This window comes from Tianweitania populi (assembly GCF_014652875.1).
GTDB classification, from domain to species: domain Bacteria; phylum Pseudomonadota; class Alphaproteobacteria; order Rhizobiales; family Rhizobiaceae; genus Tianweitania; species Tianweitania populi.
Window position 1 is genome coordinate 312,179 of sequence record NZ_BMZQ01000002.1, and the last position, 16,378, is coordinate 328,556.

General features: G+C 61.9%; 8 protein-coding genes. 7 read left to right on the forward strand and 1 reads right to left on the reverse strand.

All coding sequences use genetic code 11. The features are described from left to right. Nucleotides 1–102 precede the first annotated feature (102 nt). Genes IE166_RS10835 through treY form a run of 7 tightly spaced genes read left to right on the forward strand, consistent with a single transcriptional unit; the run spans nt 103 to nt 15,998 of the window. Complete coding sequence (locus tag IE166_RS10835) at nt 103–2,139, forward strand: alpha-1,4-glucan--maltose-1-phosphate maltosyltransferase (protein WP_189503724.1); 2,037 nt, start codon at nt 103–105, stop codon at nt 2,137–2,139. Nucleotides 2,140–2,196: 57 nt separating this feature from the next. Next, nucleotides 2,197–5,520, forward strand: coding sequence for a maltose alpha-D-glucosyltransferase (gene treS / locus IE166_RS10840; protein WP_244641443.1), 3,324 nt, complete (start codon nt 2,197–2,199; stop codon nt 5,518–5,520). Further along, a complete protein-coding gene (gene glgB / locus IE166_RS10845) occupies nt 5,517–7,712 on the forward strand; it encodes a 1,4-alpha-glucan branching protein GlgB (RefSeq protein WP_189503726.1) in 2,196 nt (731 codons plus the stop codon). Before treS ends, glgB begins: the two co-directional genes overlap by 4 nt. A gap of 9 nt (nt 7,713–7,721) precedes the next feature. Then, on the forward strand, nt 7,722–9,809 hold the full coding sequence (glgX, locus tag IE166_RS10850; protein ID WP_189503728.1) for a glycogen debranching protein GlgX: 2,088 nt from the start codon (nt 7,722–7,724) through the stop codon (nt 9,807–9,809). Then, the gene (gene treZ / locus IE166_RS10855) at nt 9,806–11,611 is read left to right on the forward strand and encodes a malto-oligosyltrehalose trehalohydrolase (protein ID WP_189503730.1); all 1,806 of its coding nucleotides are present in this window, start codon (nt 9,806–9,808) and stop codon (nt 11,609–11,611) included. Before glgX ends, treZ begins: the two co-directional genes overlap by 4 nt. An 8-nt stretch (nt 11,612–11,619) precedes the next feature. Then, entirely contained in the window at nt 11,620–13,512 is a 1,893-nt protein-coding gene (malQ, locus tag IE166_RS10860) for a 4-alpha-glucanotransferase (protein WP_189503732.1), read from the forward strand. Beyond that, nucleotides 13,512–15,998, forward strand: coding sequence for a malto-oligosyltrehalose synthase (gene treY, locus IE166_RS10865; protein WP_456121151.1), 2,487 nt, complete (start codon nt 13,512–13,514; stop codon nt 15,996–15,998). Before malQ ends, treY begins: the two co-directional genes overlap by 1 nt. Here treY and IE166_RS10870 read toward each other — a convergent pair. After that, on the reverse strand, nt 15,995–16,309 hold the full coding sequence (locus IE166_RS10870) for a DUF2934 domain-containing protein (protein ID WP_189503734.1): 315 nt from the start codon (nt 16,307–16,309) through the stop codon (nt 15,995–15,997). The genes treY and IE166_RS10870 overlap by 4 nt on opposite strands. Nucleotides 16,310–16,378 lie beyond the last annotated feature (69 nt).

Here is a 16,378-nt window from a genome sequence, read left to right on the forward strand (position 1 = left end):
GTTTCAGACGTGTTCAGCCGCGCAAAGCCTCAAGCCCGAGCATTGCCACTCCGCTTCCTCGTTCCATCTACCATCCAACAGTCATACGCAGGGGGATGCGAAATGAGTGCTGCGGCAAAGCCTGGCCTGCGGTCTGTACCGGCCACGATCGACAACGGTGAAAAAGCCTCGCGCGAGCGCCTGGATCGTCTTGCCGCAAGCCGCATCGCCATCGAGGGCATTGATCCCGAAATCGACGGCGGCCGTTTTCCGGCGAAGACCGTTGTCGGCGAGCCGCTCGTTGTGGAAGTCGACATCTTCGGCGACGGCCACGAGACCTTCGACGCAGCTCTGCTGTACCGCGAAGGCAAGGATGGGCCGTGGGCTGAAGCACCGCTGACCTTCGTGATCAACGATCGCTGGCGCGGCGAGCTGGTGTTCGAGCGAAACGGCCTCGCTGCCTTCACGGTCATCGCTTGGCGCGATCTGTATGCGCAGTGGGCTTACGAGATCCGCAAGAAGGTGGCAGCGGGCCAGAAGGTTACGCTCGAACTGACGGAAGGCCGCAACCTCGTGGAAGCGGCGATCAAGAACCCGCGCGACGGCGCGCCTGCTCTTCCCGTTGCAAGCGAGTTGGCAGCCACCAAGGACGAAGACGCGCTGCTCAACCTGCTCCTGTCGAAAGACGTGACGGCATGGATGAAGCAGGCGGCGCAGCGTGCCAACCTCACCCGCTACGACAAGGAACTGCCTGTCTGGGTGGATCGCAAGGCAGCGGCCTTCTCGGCCTGGTATGAGCTGATGCCACGCTCCATGACCGATGACGAAAACCGTCACGGCACGTTCCGCGATGTCATCGAGCGCCTGCCTTATGTCCAGGATCTCGGCTTCGACGTGCTGTATTTCACGCCGATCCACCCGATCGGCAAGACCAACCGCAAGGGCTGCAACAACACGCTGACGCCGGGTCCGGACGATGTCGGCAGCCCCTACGCGATCGGTTCGGCCGATGGCGGGCATGACGCCGTGCATCCCGAACTCGGTACGATTGAGGATTTCGATGCGCTGGTGGCGGCCGCCCACGAGCATGGTCTCGAAATCGCGCTCGACTTTGCCATCCAGTGCTCGCCCGACCATCCCTGGATCAAGCAGCATCCGGAATGGTTCGACTGGCGGCCGGACGGCACCATCAAGTTCGCCGAAAACCCGCCGAAGAAGTATGAGGACATCGTCAATGTCCACTTCTACCGCGATGCCATTCCCGGCCTTTGGTATGCGCTGCGCGATGTGGTGCTTTACTGGGTCGAGCACGGCGTGAAGATCTTCCGCGTCGACAATCCGCACACCAAGCCCTTCCCATTCTGGGAATGGATGATCGCCGACGTGCATGACAAGCACCCCGACGTGATCTTCCTCGCCGAAGCTTTCACGCGCCCCAAGGTGATGAAGCGGTTGGGCAAGGTCGGCTACAGCCAATCCTATTCCTACTTCACCTGGCGCAACGAGAAGTGGGAGCTCGAAGAATATCTCACCGAGCTGACGACGGAAGAATGCCGCCACACCATGCGGCCGAATTTCTTCGCCAATACGCCGGATATCAACCCGGTCTATCTCCAGACCTCCGGCCGCCCCGGCTTCCGCACCCGGCTGGTGCTGGCTGCGACGCTGGCCGGGAATTACGGCATCTATAACGGCTACGAGATCTGCGACGCAGCCCCCATGCCGGGCAAGGAAGAGTATCTCGATTCCGAGAAGTACCAGATCCGCATCTGGGACATGGACCAGCCCGGCAACATCCAGGATGATATCCGCCTCGTGAACCGCCTGCGCCGCGAAAACCCGGCGCTGCAGAAGTTTACCTCGTTGAAGTTCTTCAAGGCCTTCAACGACAACATCCTGTTCTACGGCAAGTTCGATCCCGCAACGTCGAACTACCTGCTGTTCCACGTCAATCTCGATCCGCACAATGTGCAGTCCTGCCAGTTCGAGCTGCCGCTGTGGGAGTTCGATCTGCCGGATGATGCCTCGATCGAGGTCGAGGACATGCTGCATGGCAACCGCTTCACCTGGCACGGCAAGAACCATTCGCTCGAGCTTGATCCGCAAACCCGGCCCTATGCGATCTGGCGTCTGTATCCGCCGGGCGCTCCGCGCCCTTGAAGCAAACAATGGGCTTTACGCCCATGGAACGATCGGCCGCCCGTGACGAAGCCAAGCATGACTGAGCAGATGATGACCGAACAGACCACAACCGAGCAGCATAACAACGATGGCCTCATTGATCGCACCCAGACAGACTGGTATCGCGACGCCGTCATCTACCAGCTCCACGTCAAGGCGTTTCAGGATTCCAACGATGACGGCATGGGCGACTTCGCCGGCCTGATGCGGCGGCTCGACCATGTGCAGCAGCTCGGCGCGACCGCCATCTGGCTCCTGCCCTTCTACCCTTCGCCGCTGCGCGACGATGGCTATGACATCGCCGATTACACCTCGATCAACCCGTCCTACGGCACCATGCCGGACTTCAAGGGTTTCATCGACGAAGCGCATCGCCGCGGTTTGCGCGTCATTACCGAACTGGTCATCAATCACACGTCCGACCAGCATCCGTGGTTCCAGGAAGCGCGCAACTCGCCTCCGGGTTCGCCCGCGCGCGACATGTATGTGTGGTCAGATACCGACACCAAGTTCCCTGAAACCCGCATCATCTTCACCGATACGGAAAAGTCCAACTGGACCTGGGACCCGGTTGCCGGCGCCTTCTTCTGGCACCGCTTCTATTCCCACCAGCCCGACCTCAACTTCGACAATCCGCGCGTGTTGAAGGAAGTCGTCGAGGTCATGAACTACTGGCTCGACATGGGCGTCGACGGTCTGCGCCTCGACGCGATCCCCTATCTGATCGAGCGCGAAGGCACCAACAACGAGAACCTGCCCGAGACGCATGACGTGCTGAAGGCGATCCGCGCCGAGCTCGACAAGAACTATTCCGACCGCATGCTGTTGGCCGAAGCCAACCAGTGGCCGGAAGACACGCGCCCTTATTTCGGCGAGGGCGACGAATGCCATATGGGCTTCCACTTCCCGCTGATGCCGCGCATGTATATGGCGGTTGCGCAGGAAGACCGGCACCCGCTCACCGACATCATCCGCCAGACGCCCGACATTCCGGAAGGCTGCCAGTGGGGCATCTTCCTGCGCAACCATGACGAGCTGACGCTTGAAATGGTGACGGATCAGGAGCGCGATTATCTATGGCGCACTTATGCCGAAGACAGCCGCGCCCGCATCAATCTCGGCATCCGCCGCCGTCTTGCGCCCCTCATGCAGAATGACCGGCGCAAGATCGAGCTGATGAATTCGCTGCTATTGTCCATGCCGGGCACGCCGATCCTGTATTACGGCGACGAAATCGGCATGGGCGACAATTACTATCTCGGCGATCGCGACGGCGTTCGCACGCCGATGCAGTGGTCGCAGGATCGCAATGGCGGCTTTTCACGCGCCAATCCGCAGCAGCTTTATCTGCCGGCGATCCTCGATCCCAATTACGGCTATCAGACCATCAATGTCGAAAGCCAGGACCGCGATCCGTCCTCGCTCTTGAACTGGATGCGCCGCATCGTAGCCGTGCGCAAGGAGCATCCGGAATTCGGGCGAGGCGAGATGACCCTGCTTTATCCCGGCAACCGCAAGATCCTCGCTTATGTGCGCGAGCATGAAGGCCGCTCGACGCTGTGCGTCGCGAACCTGTCGCGCGCAGCCCAGGCCGTGGAACTCGACCTTGCGCGCTGGAAGGGCGCAGTCCCGATCGAACTGCTGGGACGCTCCGCTTTCCCGCCGGTCGGCGACCTGCCTTATCTCATCACTTTGCCGGCTTATGGCTTCTACTGGTTCGTTCTGGCTGACGAGGCGCAGGCGCCGTCATGGCACCAGGCGCTGCCGGAAATCCTGCCGGAATTCATCACGCTGACCACACGTGACGGCCGGGTCGACACTGCCTTGAAGACCCGAGACAAGCGCACCTTCGATGCCGATATCCTGCCGCAGTTCCTGAAGCTTCAGCGCTGGTTCGGCGCCAAGGATCGGAAGCTCCGCAGTGCGGATGTGCGTGTGCTTGGCGAACTTGGCAATGGACAGCATGCGTTGTCGATCGTCGATGTTGAACTCGATGGCGGCACGCAGCAATATTTCCTGCCGATGTCGTCGCGCTGGGGCGAGGAAAACATCACCCATGGCGCGCCGAAGCTCTCCTACACCATCGCGAAGCTGCGCCGCACCAACCGGGTCGGCGCGCTGATCGACGGGTCGGTGGATGAAGATTTGGCTGCGCGCCTGCTGCAAGGCATGCGCGACAATCAGGTCATCGATGGCGCTGACAACGGCAAGGTCGTGTTCACTGGCAGCAGCGGTCTGGCCGCCATCGAAACCGAAGGCGAGATCAAGCCGCTTGGCGTGGAACAGAGCAATGTGTCGATCGCCTTTGGCGACGCCGTGGTGCTGAAACTGTATCGCCGCCTGCGTTCCGGCGTGCAACCGGATGTCGAGGTGGCGCGCTTCCTGACCGACGTCGCGCATTTCGAAAACACGCCGGCCTATCTCGGCTCAATCGAGCACCAGCCTGTCGATGGCGAGCCGACGATGCTGGCTTCGGCCTTTGCTTATGTCCGCAATCAGGGCGATGCCTGGAAGGTGGTCACCGACGCGCTGAAGCGTGGAATCGAGGACGAATTGCGCGGCACCGAGCCGGCGTCGGACGATGCGGCCAACCACACGCTGGCCTACGCCTTCCCGCTCTCCGTCGGTGAAGTGCTGGGACAGCGCACCGCCGAACTGCATTGCGCCCTGGCGGCCCAGACTGACGATCCGGCTTTTGCCGTCGAGCCGATTACGGCCGACGACCTGAAGGGCTGGATCAGCGAGGCAAGTGACGAGGCGAATACGGTGCTTGACCGCTTGGCTGGTGCCGCAGGCGGCTTGACGGGTGAAACCGCGACTGCTGCCCGCGCACTGCTCGACCAGCGCGACGCGCTCTTGAAGCGCATCGCCAAAGCCGCCGACATGAAGCCATCGGGTGCCCGTTCGCGCATTCACGGCGACTACCATCTTGGCCAGCTTCTGGTGGCGCAGAACGATGTCATGATCATCGACTTCGAAGGCGAACCACGCCGGTCGGTGGAAGAGCGTCGCGGCAAGTTCTCGCCGCTGCGCGATGTTGCCGGCATGCTGCGTTCGCTCGATTATGCCGCTTCGACCGTCACCCAGGACGGGCTGCCTGAAACGCAGGATGCCGTTGTAGACCATGCCAAGCGGTGGCGCGATGCTGTCAGCGCCGAGTTCCTCGCAGCCTATTTCGGCGGCGTGCAGGGTTGCCCGACCGCGATCGAGGACGAAGATTTCGCGCAGGCCCTGCTCGACCTCTTCATCATCCAGAAGGCAGTCTACGAAGTCGGCTATGAGCTTGCCAACCGCCCGGCCTGGCTCGGCGTCCCCCTGCACGGGCTGCTTGAACTGCTGGATACGGAGACAGCCGCATGAGCGAGAAACAAGCAGCTTACGCCTCGGACATCGAGGCGATCGTTCGCGGCCGTCACGGCAATGTCTTTGCCGTGCTGGGTCTGCAAGGCGGTAACGGCGAGCCCGTCGCCATCAACGTCTTTGCCCCGCAGGCCGCGACCGTCACGGTGATCGGGCCGAAGGACGAAGTCATCGCCGAACTGGACAATGTCCATCGCGAAGGCTTCTTCTCGAGCTTCATCAAGGGAAAGACTGAGCGCTTTCCTTACCGGCTGAAGATGACGGCCGGCGAGCACGAATGGATCCAGGAAGACCCTTACCGTTTTCCGGCGGTGCTGGGTGAACTCGACGAGTACCTGCTCGGCGAAGGTCGGCATCTCGAATATTACAACCGCCTTGGCGCACATCCCACCACGATCGATGGTGTCGATGGCACGGTGTTTGCCGTTTGGGCGCCGAATGCGCGCCGCGTCAGCGTTGTCGGCGACTTCAACGTCTGGGACGGCCGCCGCTTGCCGATGCGCAAGCGTTGGGGCGTTGGCGTTTGGGAGCTGTTCGTTCCCGGCGTGACGAAGGGGGCCGTTTACAAATACGAGATCCTCGGCGTTCACGGCGAGGTCCTGCCGCAAAAGGCCGATCCGGTCGGCTTTTCCGCCGAGCTTCCACCTCGAACCGCTTCCGTCGTGGCTGGCGAGTTTGTGCATCAGTGGCGTGACGACACATGGATGCAGACCCGCGCGCAGGCGCAGGCCACATCACAGCCGATTTCCGTTTACGAGCTGCACCTGGCCTCCTGGCGCAAGGGCGGCAATGACGAAGTGCTGGACTACGACACGATCGCCGATCTGCTCGTGCCTTATGTCACCGAAATGGGCTTCACCCATGTCGAGTTCATGCCGGTCACCGAGCATCCTTTCTCGGGGTCGTGGGGCTACCAGCCTGTCGGCCTGTTTGCGCCCACCAGCCGCTTCGGCTCGCCGGAAGGCTTTGCCCGCCTCGTTGATCAGCTGCACCAAGCCGGCATCGGCGTCATTACGGATTGGGTGCCGGCGCATTTTCCGTCCGACCAGCACGGCCTCGCCCGTTTCGACGGCACCGCGCTGTACGAGCACGAAGACCCGCGCCTTGGCTTCCACAAGGACTGGAATACGCTGATTTATAATTTCGGCCGGCTGGAAGTGTCGAACTTCCTCCAGGCCAGCGCGCTTTACTGGATCGACCGCTTCCACGTCGACGCGCTGCGCGTCGATGCGGTGGCCTCGATGCTGTACCTCGATTATTCCCGCCAGCCCGGCGAGTGGATTCCCAACCGCTTCGGTGGCCGTGAAAACCTCGATGCGGTCGACTTCCTTAAATCAACCAATCAGCGCATCGAGGAACGCTTCCCGGGTGCCATCACCATCGCCGAGGAATCCACGGCCTGGCCTGATGTCAGCCGTCCGGTCGACAAGGGTGGTCTGGGCTTCTCCTACAAGTGGAACATGGGGTGGATGAACGACACCCTGCGTTACATGGAAGAGGACCCGATCAACCGGAAGTATCATCACCATCTGATGACCTTCGGGATGGTTTATGCCTATTCCGAGAACTTCGTGCTGCCGCTCAGCCATGACGAAGTCGTTCATGGCAAGGGCTCGCTGTTGAACAAGATGCCGGGCGATCGCTGGCAGAAGTTCGCCAACCTGCGCGCCTACCTGTCCTTCATGTGGGGCCATCCCGGCAAGAAGCTGCTTTTCATGGGCGGGGAGATTGCGCAGGAGCGTGAATGGAACCACGATCATTCGCTGGATTGGCATCTGCTGGATGATCCCATGCACAAGGGCGTGCAGGATCTCGTGCGAGAGCTGAACGGCATCTATCGCGACAATCCCGCTCTGCATGAGCTGGATTGCGATCCGGCCGGCTTCGAATGGATCGAGGGTGGCGACGCCGAAAACAGCGTGTTCTCCTTCATCCGCAAGGGCACGGACAGTTCCAAGCCAGTGATCGTCGTGTCCAACATGACGCCGGTGGTGCGCGAGGGTTACCGCATCGGTGCGCCGGTCGGCGGAAACTGGCGCGAAATCTTGAACAGCGACTCGGAACGCTTTGGCGGGTCGGACGTAGTAAACAGTTGGAACATCAAAGCAGATGACACGGGCCTGCATGGCCGGCCCGCTTCGCTCAGCCTGACGATCCCACCACTCGCCACCATCTTCCTGACCCCCGAATAGTGAGCTTTCATGCCGCAGGCCAGCCGTCGCGTTCTTCCAGGTTCTCCCACTCATCTCGGTGCGCGATGGGATGGTTTGGGCACCAACTTCGCCCTGTTTTCCGCCAATGCGACGAAGGTCGAGCTGTGTCTGTTTGACAGCAACGGCCGGCGCGAGATCGACCGTATCGCGCTGCCGGAATACACGCATGAAGTGTTTCACGGCTATTTCCCGAATGTTCGCCCCGGCCAGCTCTACGGCTACCGCGTGCACGGTCCCTACGCGCCGGAAGCCGGCCACCGCTTCAACCCCAATAAGCTGCTGATCGACCCCTACGCGCTCGAGCTGCGCGGCGAAATGCGCTGGCACGATGCGGCGTTTGGCTATCGCATGGGCAGCGCGCGCGGCGATCTGTCGTTCGACCGCCGCGATTCTGCGTCGATCATGCCGAAATGCGTCGTGGTCGATCCAGCCGTGACCTGGGGCAACGACATCCGCCCCAACGTGCCGTGGCAGGACACGGTGATCTATGAAGCGCATGTGAAGGGCATGACGGCCCTGCGCTCCGAGCTGCCGCCACAGCTGCGCGGCACCTTTGCCGGCCTCGCCGATCCCGATGTCGTCGATCATCTCGTCAAGCTCGGCGTCACCGCCGTCGAGCTGATGCCGACGCAGTCCTTCTTCAACGACGGCCATCTGGTGGACCGTGGTCTGACGAACTACTGGGGCTACAACACGATCGGCTTCTTCGCGCCTGCCACGCGCTACATCTCGCCCGGCGCCGGCATTCATGAGTTCAAACTCATGGTTCGCCGCCTGCATGAAGCCGGCATCGAGGTCATCCTCGACGTGGTTTACAACCACACGGCCGAAGGCAACCAGAACGGCCCGACGCTGTCGTTCCGCGGCATCGACAATGCCAGCTATTACGTGCTGGCCGACGATCCCCGCTATTATTACGACACCACCGGTTGCGGCAACAACGTCAACCTGCGCCATGAGCGCGTGTTGCAGATGGTGATGGATTCGCTGCGCTACTGGGTGCAGGAATGCCATGTCGACGGCTTCCGCTTTGACCTCGCTTCCACGCTCGGCCGCGACCGCGACCAATTCGATCCGTCCGCAGTGTTCTTCGATGCGATCCGCCAGGACCCGGTTCTGTCGGCCGTGAAGATGATTGCTGAGCCGTGGGATACGGGTCCGGGCGGCTATCAGGTCGGCAATTATGCGCCGCTCTGGGCCGAATGGAACGACAAGTATCGCGACAATGTTCGCGCTTACTGGAAGGGCGACGACGGCATGGCGCCGGAACTCGCATCCAACCTGCTCGGCGCATCCAACCTGTTCGAAAAGCGCGGTCGCAAGCCTTGGGCCTGCGTGTCCTTCGTCACCGCCCATGACGGCTTCACGCTGATGGACGTCGTGTCCTACAATGAGAAGCACAATGAGGCGAATGGCGAAGACAACAATGACGGCCACTCGCACAATTTGAGCTGGAATTGCGGCGTCGAAGGCGCGACCGACGATCCGGCAGTCCTCGATCTGCGTGACCGCATGCGCCGCAACCTCGTCGCCACAACCCTGCTGTCGCAGGGCACGCCGATGCTGTTGATGGGCGATGAAGTCGGCCGCACCCAGAATGGCAACAACAACACCTATTGCCAGGACAACGAACTGAACTGGCTGCAATGGCACGGCATCAGCGAACGCGACGAAGCGTTCCGCACGTTCGTGTCCAACGTCATCCGCATCCGCCGCACGCGCTCGCTTCTCGGCCAGCGCAAGTTCCTGCATGGCGATACGGTCGACGATCAGGGCACGCAGGACGTGCATTGGCTCCGCCCGAGCGGCGAAGCCATGGAACAGGGCGATTGGGACAATGGCCTGACGCGCTCCATGGCCGTGCTTCTGGCCGGCGCGGAAGAGCGTCTCGCGATCCTGTTCAACGCTCATTATGAGCCGCTCGACTTCACCATTCCGGCCGGCTTTGAGGATGGCTGGACGGTGCTGATCGACAGCGCCACCGGTGTGGCCTCGCCCAAGCGTGCGGCAAAGGTCAACGGTAACCAGTACCGCGTCGAAGGCCGCGCGCTGGTTCTCCTGGAGACCACCCTATGACATCGAGCACCGACACCCGCTGGGGGCCGGTCTGGCTGGATGATGGACGCGTTCAGTTCCGAGTGTGGGCACCCGGAGCCGAACAGCTTTCGCTGCGTCTTGATGGCCTCGACACTCTAATGCAGCGCGACGAGCGCGGCTGGTTCACGCTGGAACAATCCAGCGTGGCACCGTCGGCCGCCTATAGCTTCGTGTTTCCCGATGGCTTTGCGGTGCCTGACCCCGCTTCGCGCGCTCAGCAAGGCGATGTTCATGGCCCCTCGCTGTTGACCAATCCGACCGCCTACCAGTGGCAGAACGCCGACTGGAAGGGCCGCCCGTGGGAAGAAACCGTCTTTTACGAGCTGCATGTCGGCACCTTCACTGATGAAGGCACGTTCCGCGCGGCCATCGACAAGCTGCCGCATCTGGTTGAGCTCGGCATCACGGCAATCGAACTTCTGCCGGTGGCACAGTTCGGCGGCAACCGCGGCTGGGGCTATGACGGCGTGCTGCTTTACGCGCCCCACAACGCTTACGGCACGCCAGACGACCTGAAGGCGCTGATCGATGCCGCGCATGGCCATGGCTTGATGGTCATTCTCGACGCCGTTTACAACCACTTCGGCCCGGACGGGAACTACATCCCGAAGCTCGCGCCCGACTTCTTCCATCCCGAGCGCCACACGCCTTGGGGCGGTGCGATCGCTTATGAGAAGCCGGATGTGCGCTCCTACTTCCTGGACAATGCGCTCTACTGGCTGGATGAGTTCCGCATCGACGGTCTGCGGCTCGATGCCGTCGATCAGGTGCAGGACCCGGATTCCGAGATCGAGCTGCTGATCGAGCTCGCGCAGGTCATCCGCGAAAGATTCCCTGACCGCCACATCCACACGACCACCGAAGACAATCGCAACATCACGCTCCTGCATGAACGCGGGCCGGGTGGCGAGATCACCCTGCATAGCGGCGAATGGAACGACGACTTCCACAATGCCGCGCATGTTGTGGCGACGGATGAGACTGACGGTTATTACGAGGACTTCGCGGACGAACCGCTGCAAAAGCTCGCCCGCACGCTCGCCGAAGGTTTCGCCTACCAGGGCGAACCGGCCCCTCACAACGACAACAAGCCACGCGGCGAGCCCAGCACGCATCTGCCGCCGACGGCCTTCGTGGACTTCCTGCAGAACCACGATCAGGTGGGAAACCGCGCACTTGGCGAGCGTCTGATTTCCCTGACCGACGAAAAGCTGCTGCGCGCGCTGGTCGCCGTGCATCTCCTGTCGCCACATATCCCGCTGCTGTTCATGGGCGAAGAATGGGGCGAAACCAACCCGTTCTTCTTCTTCACCGACTTCCACGGCGAACTGGCCGATGCCGTGCGCAATGGCCGTCGCCATGAATTCGCGAAGTTCGCGGCCTTCCGCGACGAGGAAAAGCAGAAGCAGATTCCCGATCCCAACGCCGCAGACACGTTCACGTGTTCCAAGCTCGACTGGAGCAAGGCGGAGGGAAGCGAGTGGCTTTCCTTCTACAAGACGCTCCTCAAGCTGCGGCACGACAGGATCGTGCCGCTTCTCGCAGAGGCTGGTGGCGATTCCGGAACGATCATTGCTAGCGACGCAGACGTTCTGGCCGTTGACTGGGACTTTGGCACCAAGCGTCTGTCGCTGCGCGCCAATCTCGGTGGTGAAACCGCTTCGGTCCCTCCGGCGATCGGCGCGATCCTCTTTTCCGAACCTGGAAACGGGACGAGCGAAGGAGACGGAACACTGCCGCCGCGCTCGATGTTCTACGCACTCGATGATGGCCGAGAATAGTTCGCTTCATGAAAACAGATGCATTGGACGACCTGGCCCGGCACTACGGTGTCGGGCTCAGTCACACCGCGCCGGACGGCGAGGAACTGCAGATTTCCGACGACACCAAGCGCGCGATCCTGACCGCGCTTGGAATTCCCTGCGAGGATGAGCCGCAGGTCGAGGCGAGCCTCGCCGCCGCCGGATCGATCAAGCCGCCGGTGATGCGCGCCGTTCCCGGCAGCATCTGCGCCCTGCCGGACTGGTTGACTGACAAGCCCGCCTGGGGCGTGTCCCTGATGCTTTATGAGCTGCGCTCGGCCCGTAACTGGGGCATCGGCGACTTCGCCGATCTCGCCGCCTTCAGCCGCACAGTGGCGCAAGCCGGAGCGGAATTCGTCGGCGTCAATCCGCTACATGCCCAGTTTCTGTCCGATCCCGCGCGCTGCAGCCCGTTTTCGCCGTCGAACCGCCTGTTCCTAAACCCGCTCTACATCGCCGTGGATCAGGTTCCGGGCTTCGCTGCCGACGATGCCGATCCAGCCGATTTGGAAGCACTTCGCTCGCTCGATGCTGTCGATTACGCCCAAGTCGCGCGCATTAAGCTTGCCGCCCTGCGCCTCATCTGGGCGCGCTGGCAGGACGCCTGGCCGTCAGACACCGGCTACGCCAAGGACAGCTTCGACGCCTTCCGCCGTGACGGCGGCGATCCCCTGCGCGGCCATGCCCTGTTTGAAGCGCTGTCGGCCTCCATGGTCGCGGGTGGATACGGCGCCGGCTGGTCGAGCTGGCCGGGTTCCTTCCAGGACATCCGCTCGCAGGCCGTCGCGTCCTTCGAGCAGGAAGAGCATGACAGCGTGTCCTTCCATGTCTGGCTGCAATGGCTGGCCGATACACAGCTCGGGGAAGCCGCCAAAGCCGCTCGTGAAGCTGGCATGCGGATTGGCCTTTATCTCGATTTCGCGGTCGGCGAGTCGCCCGATGGCTCCGCCACGTGGAGCACGCCAGACCTCGTTCTGCCGGACATGACGATCGGCGCACCGCCGGACTTCTTCACGGCCGAAGGTCAGGAATGGGGTCTCGCCCCACCCTCGCCCACCACCATGCGCCGCACCGATTTCGCGCGATACAAACAGACCATGCAGGCGCTCACCCGCCATGCCGGCGCGCTGCGCATCGACCACGCCATGGCGCTGTGGCAGCTCTTTCTCGTGCCGAAGGGCGGCAAGCCGGCGGATGGCGCTTACCTGCATTATCCGATCGAGGACATGCTGCGGATCCTTACCGAGGTCTCGCAGGAAAACGGCACCGTCATCATCGGCGAAGATCTCGGCTATGTGCCGGAAGGTTTTCAGGATGTCATGCGCGACACAAGCATCCTGTCCTACCGCATCCTTTACTTCGAAAAGGACGAAGGCGGCTTCTTCGCACCGAAGGATTATCCGCCGCTCGCTCTTGCCTGCCTGTCTACCCACGACCTGCCGACCCTGCGCGGCTGGTGGCGCGGCGACGATGTCGATCTGCGTCTTGAACACGGCTTGATCGACGAGGAAGCGGCGGAAGACCAGCGCGAAACGCGCGCGGAAGAGCGCGCCAAGCTGGTCGAAGGCATGTCGTGGTTCCGCGTGCTCGACGAGAAGGACCGCAAACACGCTGAGAAAGCTGCGGGCGACAAGGCATCGGAACTGCCCGAAACCATCATGGTCGCGACGCACCGCATGGTGGCCCGCACCCCGTCGCTTCTGGCCGGCGTTCGCCTTGCCGATCTCACCGGCGAAGAAAAGCCCACCAACCTGCCCGGCACCGTCGACAGCTATCCGAACTGGCGGCTGAAGAACTCGGTCCCGATCGAAGACCTCGCCGACGCCCCCTTCTTCCAATCCATTTGCGCGGTGATGCGCGCGGAGCGCCCGAAATCCTGATGCTGCCCACCAGTACCTATCGCCTGCAATTCCGCGAAGGCTTCACCTTCGACAAGGCCGTCGCGATCCTGCCTTACCTGAAGGCGCTCGGCATCAGCCACGTCTATGCCTCGCCGATCTTCTCGGCCGCTGCCGGCTCCACCCATGGCTATGACGTCACCGACCATAACGAGATCGATCCGGCCATCGGTGGCCGTGAAGGGTTCGAGCGCCTGAGTGCTGCCCTAAAGCAACACGGTTTCGGCCTCATCCTCGACATTGTGCCCAACCACATGGCGGCATCGTTGGACAATCCGTGGTGGCGGAGCGTCATCGAACTCGGCCAGGACAGCCCCTATGCCCGCCATTTCGACATCGACTGGCGTGAACGCCTGACCCTGCCGACCCTCGGCAAGCCCTTCGACGAAGCCGCCGCCGATGGCGAGATCACGCTGAAGATCGATAGCGGCAAGCCGGTCCTCGCTTACTTCGACAACCTCTTTCCGCTTCATCCCGACACGGTCGACGGCATCACGGAAGAGACCGTCGATAAGCTGTCCGGCGACCGCGCCTTCCTCGAAGCTCTGCATGCCCGTCAGCCCTACCAGCTGACCTTCTGGAAAACCGCGCGCAAGCATCTGAGCTACCGCCGCTTCTTCGAGGTTACCGGCCTTGTCGGAGTACGCGTCGAAGACCCCGCCATCTTCGATGACGTCCACCGCCTGATCCTCGAACTCGTCCGTTCCGGCAAGGTCGATGGGCTGCGCGTCGACCATGTCGACGGCCTCGCCGATCCCAAAGCCTATCTCGACCAGCTCCGCGCCGCCATCGGTCCCGACACCTATCTCGTGGTGGAGAAGATCCTCAATGGTGAAGAGGTGCTTGCTCAGGATTGGCCGATCGAAGGCACCACCGGCTACGAATTCACCGCAGCCATCGCCGACCTCCTCAGCGACGGCTCAAAGACCGCCGAACTCGACAAGGCCTATGCCGATCTTCTCGGCACACCGGTCGATCTCGAAGCCGAACGCCGCCGCGCCAAGCAGGTGATGGTGACGGAAAACTTTGAAACCGAGCTGAAGGGGCTGACGCGGCTGGCCAAGGCGTCGATCGGAAACGATCTCTCCCAAGACGCCATCCGCGATGCCATCGCCGCCATCGTCGTCGCCTTTCCCGTCTATCGAACCTACATCAACAATGAGGGTGTTCGCGACGAAGATCGCAAACTGCTCGGCCAGGTCGCAGCAAATGCGAAAGCCTCGGACCATATTGCTGGATCAGCTATCGATGTCGTCATGGATTGCCTGTTTGGCGCTGCCATATCGTCGAATGGTGCTGCGGAAATCACGACTCGCTTCCAGCAACTGACCGGTCCGGTCACTGCAAAGTCGGTGGAAGACACCCTCTTCTACCGCTTCAACAAGCTCATCGCGCTCAACGAAGTCGGCTGCGATCCCGCCGAACCCGTGGGCTCCGTGGAGCGTTTCCACGACAAGATGAAGGCCCGTGTTTCCGAGCAACCCCATGGTTTGCTTGGGACTTCCACCCACGACACCAAGCGCGGCGAAGACGCCCGCGCGCGTCTCTATGCCATCTCCGAAGCACCGAAGGTCTGGGCGCAAGCCGTCGCCCGCTGGCGCACCATGCATGCGGTTGCCGTGAAGCAGCTCGACGATGGCCCAGCTCCCGAGCCGGACACGGAATGGCTGCTTTATCAAGCCCTTGCTGGCATATGGACCGGCGAAAGCGACCCCGAAACGCTGACCTCTCTCAAGGAGCGCTTCCTTCCCTACGTCGAAAAAGCGCTACGCGAAGGCAAGCGCCGCACCGACTGGTCCGACAATAACGAAGCCTATGAAGCGGCCGTGAAAGCCTATGCCGAGCGCCTTTTTGCGCCGGACAATCGCGCCTTCCAAGACGACTTCGACGCTGTCCTGAAGCCTTTCACCGCGGCCGGTCGCATCAATGCTCTAAGCCAGACGCTGATCAAGCTGACGGCTCCCGGCATCCCCGACATCTACCAGGGCGCAGAAGGCGAAGATCTCAGTCTCGTCGACCCCGACAACCGCCGTTCCGTCAATTTCGACGAGCTTTCTGAAACACTTGCATCGGATAACAGAACGTCTTGGCAGGAGGCCATCGCATCAGGAACAGCCAAGCAGCGCCTGATCGCAACCGGTCTCGCCTTGCGAAACGCCCAGCCAGACCTCTTCGCATCTGGTGACTACCGTCCGCTCGAAATCACCGGCGAAAAGCGCGATCACGCCGTTGCCTATCTGCGCAGCAAAGGCGATGACGCTGTTCTGGTTGTCGTTCCCCGTCTGCCGCTTGCACTGAACGGCGAAGGTGCAGCGGACTGGGGCGATACGGCGGTTGTGCTGCCAACGGCGTTCACTAATCGCAACCTGACCAACCGTCTCACATCGGCCGAAACGAACATCGGCGAGACGTTGCGCCTCGCCGATGTCTTGGGGGATTGCCCCGTCGCCTTGCTGGCGACGGCTTAGGCGGACTTCGCCGTCTTCCTGGCTGCCGGCTTCTTGGCGGCAGCCGGGGCGCGCGACTTCTTGGTGTCCACGCCTGCAACCGCAGCACTTGCGGCCGAAGCGCCGGCATCGCTCTTGATCTCATTGTCGCTTGGCATGCCGGCATCGTCCATCATCGGCGTTGCTGAAGCATCTGATCCCAAAGGCTGATCCTCGGCGCTGACTTCGGCTTCGGCTTCGGCCCAGTGGCGGTCATGCCAGCCATGGCTTTCACCTTCCTTCTGCCACTTCTCATAGGCCCGCTGGCGGATACGGTCTTCCTTGTCGCTCATGGTTTGTCCCTTCCCATTCTCAACAGTTGCTTAGCTCTAACACTTAAATGGGCCGGCTCGATACGCAAC

What these genes read in the sequence shown, in the direction of transcription:
- treZ (WP_189503730.1), top strand. Translation starts at nt 9,806, where the DNA reads ATGACATCGAGCACCGACACCCGCTGGGGGCCGGTCTGGCTGGATGAT.
- glgB (WP_189503726.1), top strand. Translation starts at nt 5,517, where the DNA reads ATGAGCGAGAAACAAGCAGCTTACGCCTCGGACATCGAGGCGATCGTT.
- IE166_RS10835 (WP_189503724.1), top strand. Translation starts at nt 103, where the DNA reads ATGAGTGCTGCGGCAAAGCCTGGCCTGCGGTCTGTACCGGCCACGATC.
- treS (WP_244641443.1), top strand. Translation starts at nt 2,197, where the DNA reads ATGACTGAGCAGATGATGACCGAACAGACCACAACCGAGCAGCATAAC.
- malQ (WP_189503732.1), top strand. Translation starts at nt 11,620, where the DNA reads ATGAAAACAGATGCATTGGACGACCTGGCCCGGCACTACGGTGTCGGG.
- IE166_RS10870 (WP_189503734.1), bottom strand. Translation starts at nt 16,309, where the DNA reads ATGAGCGACAAGGAAGACCGTATCCGCCAGCGGGCCTATGAGAAGTGG.
- glgX (WP_189503728.1), top strand. Translation starts at nt 7,722, where the DNA reads ATGCCGCAGGCCAGCCGTCGCGTTCTTCCAGGTTCTCCCACTCATCTC.
- treY (WP_456121151.1), top strand. Translation starts at nt 13,512, where the DNA reads ATGCTGCCCACCAGTACCTATCGCCTGCAATTCCGCGAAGGCTTCACC.